Consider the following 8,595-nt stretch of genomic DNA (forward strand, 5'->3'; position numbering starts at 1 on the left):
GGCGCGAGCACGGTCGCCCCGTGGTGATGCAAAGGCGCAAAGGCGCATACCGCAAACCTTTGCGCCTTCGCGCCTTTGCGTCAAACAACCCGTCTAATATCAGGCCAGAGGCCGCCAGGCCGTAATCGTCATGCTCGTCACGCGGCCCTCAAGCAGCGGCAGAACCTCGTCGGGCAACCCGACGAGCATTTCGGACCCCTGGGCACGCAGGTCTTCGAGCGTGTAACGCTGGGTCACGAGCAGATCAACGCGCTCGAAGCCAGCCTCGGTCAGCATCGTATGATACTCGTTGCGCGTCAGGGCACCGGCAAAGCAGGCGGCCCAACTCAACGCGGCGCGTAGTTGCGCTTCGCTGACCGGCAGATCGGCGAGATCGCCGTCAAAGACAATATCCGAGACCGAGAAGCGGCCACCTGGCTTGAGCACCCGGAACGCCTCCTGGAAGACCAGGCTCTTGTCGGGAACGAGATTGATCACGCAGTTCGAGATGATTACGTCAACCGAGTGATCCGGCAGCGGGATCGCCTCGATATCACCCTTGAGGAAGCTGACATTCGTGGCACCAGCTTTGGACGCATTGGCCTGCGCCGTTTCGAGCATCGCATCGGTCATATCCAGGCCATAGGCAAAACCCGTCGGCCCAACACGCTGCGCCGCGAGCAACACCTCGAGGCCACCGCCAGAACCCAGGTCAAGCACGACCTCACCGGGGGCCAGGCTTGCCAGCGCCAGCGGATTGCCACAGCCAAACGATGTCGTCACCACGCCCTCGGGCAATGAGGCCAGCGTCTCGGCCCCGTGGAGCAGAATCTCGGTACTCGTCTCGCCGCCACAGCAACTTGAACCGGCACGGATCGCCTTGCCATAATGCTCTTGCACAGCGGCCTTGACTGCCATCGGATCTTGTACGGACTGCGTCATCTCTTCCTCCTCATACATTGATAAACTTCGATATATAACCGATAAAAAAACCCTGCCAACCCGATTGCTTCGCAGGAAGCGAGCCAGGCGCTACCTTGCACATAAGGGAGGCCCCTATTGACACAAAGGCGCAGAGGCGCGAAGGTTTGCGGGATCTGCATGCGCAGCGTTGCGCCTACCCAAGCAACGCGAACTGGGCCAGCAGGCGCTCGCGCATCGTCTGCACAGTGTCACAGCAGATCGAATAATAGATCCAGAGCCCCTGGCGTTCGGCGGTAATCAGCCCTGCTTCACGGAGAATTTTGAGATGATGGGAAACCGTGGGCTGCTTGACCGGGAGCGCCGCTTCGAGATCGCAGACACAGACCTGGCCCTGGTATTGCGCCAGCAGATCAAGGATCTGCAGCCTGATTGGATGGGCCAGGATCGCAAGATCATTGCTGATCCGCCTGGCCTCGGCAGCATCAAGGCGTGGGGCAAGCTTGGGAAGACAACAACCAGCACGTTCAGCCACCGTAGCTCCTCCTCTTCTCGGGCAGGACAGTCAGGGTTACGTGCAGGATAGCATATATATTGAAGGTTGTCAATATATGGCGGCGGCGCGGGGGGACGGCGCGGGGGCACGGCACCGCCGTGCCCCTACATTGGCCGCATGCGTGTAGGGGCACGGCGCGGGCACGGCGGCACGGCGGCGCAGCGCGGCGGCGCGGCACGGCGGCGCGGCACGGCATCGCGGCGCGGCGGCGGTAGGGGCACGGCGCCGCCGTGCCCGTACGGGGGGCGCGGCGGGGGCGTGGCGGGGGCACGGCATCGCCGTGCCCCTATCCGCCGATGCGGCGGCGATCCGGCCACACCGAAGGCGTGCGCTCTGCCGGCTGGTCCAAGACCGTAAGCGCACCACGTGTGATCGCCTGATTGACGGTGAGGATCGTCTGGTAAACCTGGCACGTAATGGTCGACTGGATCTGCTCGACGACACGCACAGGTCCAGCGAGCGGGCCGAGCAAGGCAAAGGGTGCATAGACCTGGCGAACGATCGTCTGGTGCGCGTCGGCAATCCGACTCACTGTCACGTCGACAGCATCGGTAGCAAGTTCGACGGCACCACGTAGTTGATGAAGCGTATCCGGTTGCATCTAGGCACTCCTTTCGTGGGTTGCACACCACTGGTAGATCTGTTGGTATACCATCGGGTCACAGGCAAGTTGGAGGTGATCGGTCTGCGGGAAACAGGCAAGCTGGTTCGGCAAAATAGGATAAAGATCCGACTTCTTGGGCGACGTGGGCGGGATAGATGGCACCACTACCAGCCCATCGCCAAGCAAGAGCGACACCAGATGCTCGGGGTCACTTGCGAGCGTCCCATAGATCAGATAGTGCTGCGCACTGCTGAGCCAGGGGAGCGTCTGGTGTGGCGGAGCATCGAAATGAGCATGTGCATGAGGCCTCGGGGCCGCGCGGAGCTCCTTGATACCCTGGCTGCGGACATTGAAGACATCACCAATGAGTCTGGTGATCGGATGGGGCACCGCACAGAGCACCTGCGCGGCGACATCACTCAGCCAGGCCAGCGGGGCGCCCTCGTGGGGGCTGCCGAGATAGAAGGCTTTGCGCACATGCTGTACCCAGGCATGATGGTGCTGAGTGCCAACATAACAGGCGTGTCGAATCACCAGGCCGCCCATGCTATGCCCAATGAGCACAAGCTGCTCGATCGGCACAGGATAGACTTCCAAAAGGGCCGTCAGCAACGCAGCGAGCGACTGACCATTGCGAGCGATCGACAACCCGGTATTGTAGCGCACGAAGAGCGGGGTAAAGCCAAGATCAGCGGCAAGCTCAGCACCATACGACGTTTCGCGTTCAAGGCCGGAGGAGTCACGATACGACCAACTCCCCTCATTGCAGCCAAGGCCATGCACCAGCAGACACACCTTCGGCGTAGGGCGAGGATACGCCTGCCGGAAGGCCTCACGGGTCATAGGGAGAGGACGATGCTCGGCGTAAAGCGCCATATCAATGCCGAGACCATTTTGGCGGGCAACGAGATAGTCACCGACCGCACCATTCACAATGCTCTGAGCCCATACCGTCCACGGTATAGCCGACGTCGACGCACAGCGATAATCAGACAATGGCGCTCTCCACAGACGTTAGGTAAGGTACACTTGGTGTATCGTACCACAGATTGCACGCCCCGTACGCATGAGCAAAGGATTTAGGGGATAGAAAGCAGGAAAGAGGCTGCGCGCACCAGGCACAGCTTTGTCCAGTAGCTTCAAGTTTGATAGCTCAAACCCTTCAGAAATGAATCCGCTCGACCAGACCACACAAGGTCTGGCAGACCTTGTGTGAGAGACCGCCCCCCCATGGGTAGGCGCGCCGTAACGAAAGACCAAGGAGGGTTCTCAACGCGGTGAGGTCTAGTCGTCAGATCGTTTGACGCAAAGGTGCAAAGGTTTATGGTGCTTGACGCGATCATGACAACCTGGAGCCAACCCGAGGTACTGGCCCTCGCCGGGCTCAGCCTGTTGTTGGCGGTGTTCTGGCGCGTGCCGATCTTTGGCTGGCTCTTGTATCCGTTGCGCCTCCTCGATACCTTTGTCCACGAGATGAGCCACGGGATGGCGGCGATCATAACGGGTGGGCGCTTCGAGCGTTTTGTCGTCTACCCAAATCGCGAGGGGTTGGCGCATATTCGTGGCGGCAACCGTTTTGTGGTGGTGAGTGCCGGCTATCTTGGCCCTGCGTTGCTCGGTGGGGCGTTGATCTTGCTTTCAGCGACAGAGCTTGCTGAACAGACGATCTTGATCGGCCTTGGGCTCGGATTGGCGCTGCTCTGTCTGCGTTTTGTGCGCAACCTCTTTGGTTTTGTCGCCGGCTTGCTCCTTGCAGCAAGCCTCGTTGCCGCAGGATGGTACCTGCCGCCCCAACCAGCCTCGTGGCTCTTTCTCTTGCTGATGATGCACCTACCCCTGACCTCGGCCAATAGCCTTGTTGACCTGATGCGGTTATCGGTGCGACGTTCGCAACGCGAGCAACGTACCGACGCCGAGGTGCTTGCCGCGATGACGCATATCCCTGCGCTTGTCTGGGCCTTGTTCTGGTTTGTGCTTGCACTCGCCATTGTCGTCGTCACCGTGACCGTTGCATGGTCAGTTTGAACGCGGACAGAAAATCTGTTCGTTGCCACAAAAGAACGCAAAGGAACACAAAAAAGAGGGCCTCCCGCTGCCTGACACCACCTTGCTCCGCCTGCGCGCCCACGACGACAAAGCAGCCGCTCTCGCTGCGGCCATTGATGCGCTGCGCAGATGAGCAGACCATAGTGTGATGCGCTGAGATATACGACCCTGACGAACATCTTGTTTTACAAAACCGTCATGTAGTAAAATAAGATAGCTCAGAGAACAATTCTCTTCTTGTCGGCGAATATATACGCTGCGGATACAATGAATGATCATCGTGCGTACCACAGCCAAAGGGGTGTGGCGTCTGCACCTGGATGCACGCTTCAAGCACCTCGGTAGTTCCGATCACTTTGGGTAGGCATGGTTCAAACGAGCTTGACTGTTTGTTGACAGCATACCCCGGCTGTTGTATCTTAACCCTACGAAGGATTATTGCCTCAGACACTTCCGCTTGAGACGAATGAACGGCCAGGGCTGACGATTTGCGCGGGCCAGGGGGTGTTATGCCAACGGCAACAGCTACTGGCAAGTATTCAAGCAAAATTATCAAAGCTGGCGCTTTGCTGCCTGATACCAAGACGTTGCTTGCCTATTGGGACGTGGCCTTGTCGGTTGAGCAGAATCTTGACCGCTTTCAGCGCGAGAATCTCTTCGGTAAGGCGTCACGCTCGCGGATTGAGGATATCCTGGCGATCTTTCGCCAGCGCTATCTGCGTGATCCTGATCTGCTGCGGGCGCTGGTGATCTTTGCCCAGGCTGGTTTGCCTGCTCCTTCCTTCGATCGTATTCTCTATGTGCTTGCGCTGCAGAATGATGCGCTGTTGCACGATGTGGTCATTGAGGTTCTTGCACCGACCTATGAGCGCGGACGGCAGGAGTTGCCGGTCGCCGATGTACACCGCTGGCTTCAGCAGCAGGTTGCCGATGGTCGCACGGAACGACCCTGGAATGCGAACACTATTGAGCGAGTCGCGCAGGGTGCCATGGCGACGCTGCGTGATTTCGGCTTGCTTGAGGGGGTCATCCACAAGCGCATTACGCCGCCGTTTTTGCCCACGACGGCGTTTAGTTTCATCGCTCTGTTACGCTACCGCGAGCTTCAGGCGGGTGAACGCTTGCTGCGCGATCCTATATGGCAGGTGTTTCTCTTGTCTGACTTGGCTGTTGAGCGCCTGTTTGCTGCGGCGCATCAGGAGCATTGGCTGGAATATTACGCTGCCGGTCGTGTCATCCGCATCGAGTTTCCGACCTTCTCACTGGAGGAGTACGCCCGTGCCCTCACTCAAGGAGTCAATTGAGCAGCTTGAGCATGATCTGAAGGCGACGCCGATGCGGATCAGCGTCTTTCGCGATCTGCCGTTTGCGATCCTGCGCTATGATCCTGCTGATGAGTGGAAGCTGCGTCACGAGGCCCGTCTGCTCGCTTCACGCCTCGCGGCCAGCGGTCGTGAGGTCGTGCCGGTTTCGTTCGCTGATTTGCTCTGGGAGGCGCTTGAAGAGTGTGAGGGTGTGGACGCGGTGATTCGTATGGAACAGCGCAGTGGCTTTCCCAGGGCGCAGGAACAGGTTACAAAGTATCTTTCGGATCCGCTCTGGGCACCCTTGCCCGATCTGCTCGCTCGTAAGCTGGCTCTTCTCGATCCGCGTCGTCAGATTGCCTTCCTTACCCGCACCGCCGCGATGGCTCCGCATATCTACTTTATGTCAATGCTGCTCGATCAGATGAAAGGCCGCACCGAGGTGCCGTCGATCCTCTTCTATCCCGGTGCCCGCGAGGGTGAGAATCAGCTCCGCTTTATGAATTTGCCTAGCCGTGATGCGCTGGGAACCTATCGGGTGAAGATTTATGGGTGAACCACAGAGACACCGAGACACAGAGGTTTTCATGTACTTTCACATCTCTGTGCCTCGGTGTCTCTGTGGTAAAATGAGTGGATAATTGAGACACAGAGGCACCGAGGCCGAACCATCTTTTTACATCTCTGTGCTTCGGTGCCTCGGTGGTGAATAGGAACAGCGACAATGGACGACGTACTACGCTCCAAGCTCCACGATCTCGCCCTGGATGCGCGCCGCCTGTTGACCGATGAGACCCGCAGTATGCTTACGGCGGTCTACGGGCTGTCGCCCGAGGGTCGTTTCGAGCCCGTCGCCAGGCTCCCTGCGGTGCAGTCCATGCTCGAGGTCGCCGAGACGCGTCGGCGCCTAGAGCTATTCATACGCGATGAGGCCGCCGCCGGGCGTAAGGGCGCTGAGGCGGTCGAGCGCTTGGTGCGCGAGACGGCTTTTACGCACCTGAATCGGCTGGTGGCGTTCAAGCTGCTTGAGGCGCGCAAGTTGATCCGGGGTACGCTCGATAAGTACCACGCTTCGAATGGTTTCCTCTTCTACCTGGCTGAGCATCCCGAGGATGAGGCCCGCTACGAGGCTGGCGATATGCCGCAGGATGCGCTCGGCGAGGGGCCGCGTGAGGTGGCCTACCGCCGCTTCCTGCTCTGGCAGGCCAGCCAGTTGGCCCGCGAGGTGGCGGTGCTCTTCGACGCAGCCAACGTGCCCAGTCGGCTCTTCCCCCGCCCGCGTGCCATCCGCGAGTTGATTGAGATGCTCAATGCGCCCGAACTGCGCGAGGTATGGGCACCTGGCAATGAGGAGACGCTTGGCTGGGTTTATCAGTATTTTAATGAGGAAGAGAAGGACGCGGTCTTTACGCGGCTGAATAAGCAGAAGCAGAAGATCCGCCGCGAGGATCTGCCCGCCGCCACCCAGCTCTTTACCCCGCGCTGGATCGTGCGCTTCCTGGTCGAGAATACGCTCGGGCGCCATTGGTTGCAGATGCACCCCGCTAGCCCGCTGGGTTCGGAACTGGCATACCTGGTGCCCCTGGCCGGCGAAGTTCCGCCAGTGCCGCTCAAGCCGGTGCGCGAGCTGACCCTGCTTGATCCGGCTTGCGGCACGATGCACTTTGGCCTGGTGGCCTTCGACCTCTTTGCCGCGATGTATCGCGAGGAGCTTGAGCATGCGGGTGAGCCTGGTTGGCCTGCGCAGCCGTCAGTGCGCAGCGCCGATGAGATCCCCGCCGCCATTCTTGCCAACAATCTCTTTGGCATCGACATTGACCTGCGCGCCGTGCAACTGGCGGCCCTCAGTCTCTATGTGCGTGCCAAGGCCCTCAGCCCGAAGGCTACGGTGACGCCGCAGCACCTGGTCTGTGCCGATGTCACCGTGCTCAATGGCGAGCGCCTGGGCGCATTTGTGGGTACGCTGGGGCGTACGATGCCCTTCGTCGAGACGGCGATCCGCACGCTCTGGCCGCAGCTCAAGCAGGCTGGCGAGCTTGGTTCGCTGCTGCGCCTAGAGGAGGATCTGCGCACGCTTACGGTTGCCCGGTCACGCGACAAGCGCACGTCGGGTATGCAGTCGTTGCCCGGCATGGAGGATGTTGGGAGCAGTCAGTTCACGGTCTTCAACGACCTTGATGCCCAGGTACGTGCATCGCTAAACGACTTTGCCCGCCAGGAGGTCGCCCGCGGCAATGATGCTACCGCATTTGTTGCCGGCGCTGAGCATGGCTTCAAGCTGCTCGATCTGCTTGCGCGGCGCTATGATGTGGTGGTGGCAAATCCGCCGTATATGAGTGTGCGCGGGATGCCCGCAAGCCTGGCCGATTTGCTCAAGAAGGCCTATCCCGATGGAAAGGGCGACATCTACGCCGCCTTTATCCTGCGCTGCACCGAGTTGCTGGCTGCCGGTGGGCGGATGGGCATGATCACGCAGCAGTCGTTCATGTTCATTTCTTCCTACGAGAAGCTGCGTGAGCAGCTACGGAAGAGCGCCGCGATTGAGACGATGGCCCACGTCGGCCCCCGCGCCTTCGCCGAGATCGGCGGCGAGAAGGTGAATACCACTCTCTTTGCCTTCCGACGCGAAGCGAGCGAGCAGCGCCGCCAGAACAGCATCGGCACCTATTTCCGCCTGGTACGCGAGCCGGATGCCGAAGCGAAGCGGGTGGCGTTTGAGCGGGCGGTGGGGGAGTTGAACCACCGAGGCACCGAGGCACAGAGCGTTTTTTGGTATCGGCAGGGTGATTTTGATGCGATCCCGGGGGTGCCGTGGGTGTATTGGGTGACGCTGGGGTTGACGTATGTCTTTAGAACCTATCCAAAGCTTCAATCTATCGCGCCCCCGAAAATGGGAATGGGGACTCGGAACAATGAGCGATTTCTGCGTTTCTGGTGGGAGTCCGGCATCAGTAACGTAGAGCGTAGATGTAAGAACACTGTCGATGCAGGAATTGGAAAGAGACGTTGGTTTCCCTATATGAAAGGTGGTCAGTTCTGTCGCTGGTACGGCAATCAGGAACGTATCGTCAATTTTCGGAATGTGGGCCAGGAGTTGAAAGAAGAGCAACTGCAAAAATATCCGTATCTTGGTATCCTCTCCAAAACCGCTAGCCAGAGGGTGACAGCGGAGCCAACATCTGGTA

8 protein-coding genes are annotated in these 8,595 nt (G+C 59.5%); 4 read left to right on the forward strand and 4 right to left on the reverse strand.

Features of this window, described 5'->3' with window-relative positions:
• Nucleotides 1-99 precede the first annotated feature (99 nt).
• From arsM to EYB53_RS21895, 4 genes are all read right to left on the reverse strand, one after another.
• Entirely contained in the window at nucleotides 100-921 is an 822-nt protein-coding gene (arsM, locus tag EYB53_RS21880) for an arsenite methyltransferase (protein ID WP_205712728.1), read from the reverse strand.
• Between the two features lie 175 nt (nucleotides 922-1,096).
• Nucleotides 1,097-1,435, reverse strand: a complete 339-nt coding sequence (locus EYB53_RS25735; RefSeq protein ID WP_371879146.1) for an ArsR/SmtB family transcription factor — start codon at nucleotides 1,433-1,435, stop codon at nucleotides 1,097-1,099.
• A gap of 307 nt (nucleotides 1,436-1,742) precedes the next feature.
• Nucleotides 1,743-2,057, reverse strand: a complete 315-nt coding sequence (locus tag EYB53_RS21890) for a hypothetical protein (protein ID WP_135481074.1) — start codon at nucleotides 2,055-2,057, stop codon at nucleotides 1,743-1,745.
• Nucleotides 2,058-3,056, reverse strand: coding sequence for an esterase/lipase family protein (locus EYB53_RS21895; protein ID WP_135481076.1), 999 nt, complete (start codon nucleotides 3,054-3,056; stop codon nucleotides 2,058-2,060).
• A 327-nt stretch (nucleotides 3,057-3,383) separates the two neighbouring features.
• Here EYB53_RS21895 and EYB53_RS21900 point away from each other — a divergent pair, with 327 nt between their 5' ends.
• From EYB53_RS21900 to pglX, 4 genes are all read left to right on the forward strand, one after another.
• Complete coding sequence (locus tag EYB53_RS21900; protein ID WP_135481078.1) at nucleotides 3,384-4,085, forward strand: M50 family metallopeptidase; 702 nt, start codon at nucleotides 3,384-3,386, stop codon at nucleotides 4,083-4,085.
• Between the two features lie 530 nt (nucleotides 4,086-4,615).
• Entirely contained in the window at nucleotides 4,616-5,410 is a 795-nt protein-coding gene (locus tag EYB53_RS21905; protein ID WP_135481080.1) for a BrxA family protein, read from the forward strand.
• The gene (locus EYB53_RS21910) at nucleotides 5,385-5,966 is read left to right on the forward strand and encodes a BREX protein BrxB domain-containing protein (RefSeq protein ID WP_135481082.1); all 582 of its coding nucleotides are present in this window, start codon (nucleotides 5,385-5,387) and stop codon (nucleotides 5,964-5,966) included. The genes EYB53_RS21905 and EYB53_RS21910 overlap by 26 nt, the downstream gene beginning before the upstream one ends.
• 168 nt (nucleotides 5,967-6,134) lie before the next feature.
• The coding region (gene pglX, locus EYB53_RS21915; RefSeq protein WP_135481084.1) for a BREX-1 system adenine-specific DNA-methyltransferase PglX at nucleotides 6,135-8,595 on the forward strand (2,461 nt) is incomplete at its 3' end.

Origin of the sequence: Candidatus Chloroploca mongolica, assembly GCF_004762035.2 — a bacterium.
Lineage (GTDB): Bacteria > Chloroflexota > Chloroflexia > Chloroflexales > Chloroflexaceae > Chloroploca > Chloroploca mongolica.

Coding starts and splice junctions, on each gene's coding strand:
- arsM (WP_205712728.1), bottom strand. CDS start 921: ATGACGCAGTCCGTACAAGATCCGATGGCAGTCAAGGCCGCTGTGCAA.
- EYB53_RS21890 (WP_135481074.1), bottom strand. CDS start 2,057: ATGCAACCGGATACGCTTCATCAACTACGTGGTGCCGTCGAACTTGCT.
- EYB53_RS21900 (WP_135481078.1), top strand. CDS start 3,384: ATGGTGCTTGACGCGATCATGACAACCTGGAGCCAACCCGAGGTACTG.
- EYB53_RS21905 (WP_135481080.1), top strand. CDS start 4,616: ATGCCAACGGCAACAGCTACTGGCAAGTATTCAAGCAAAATTATCAAA.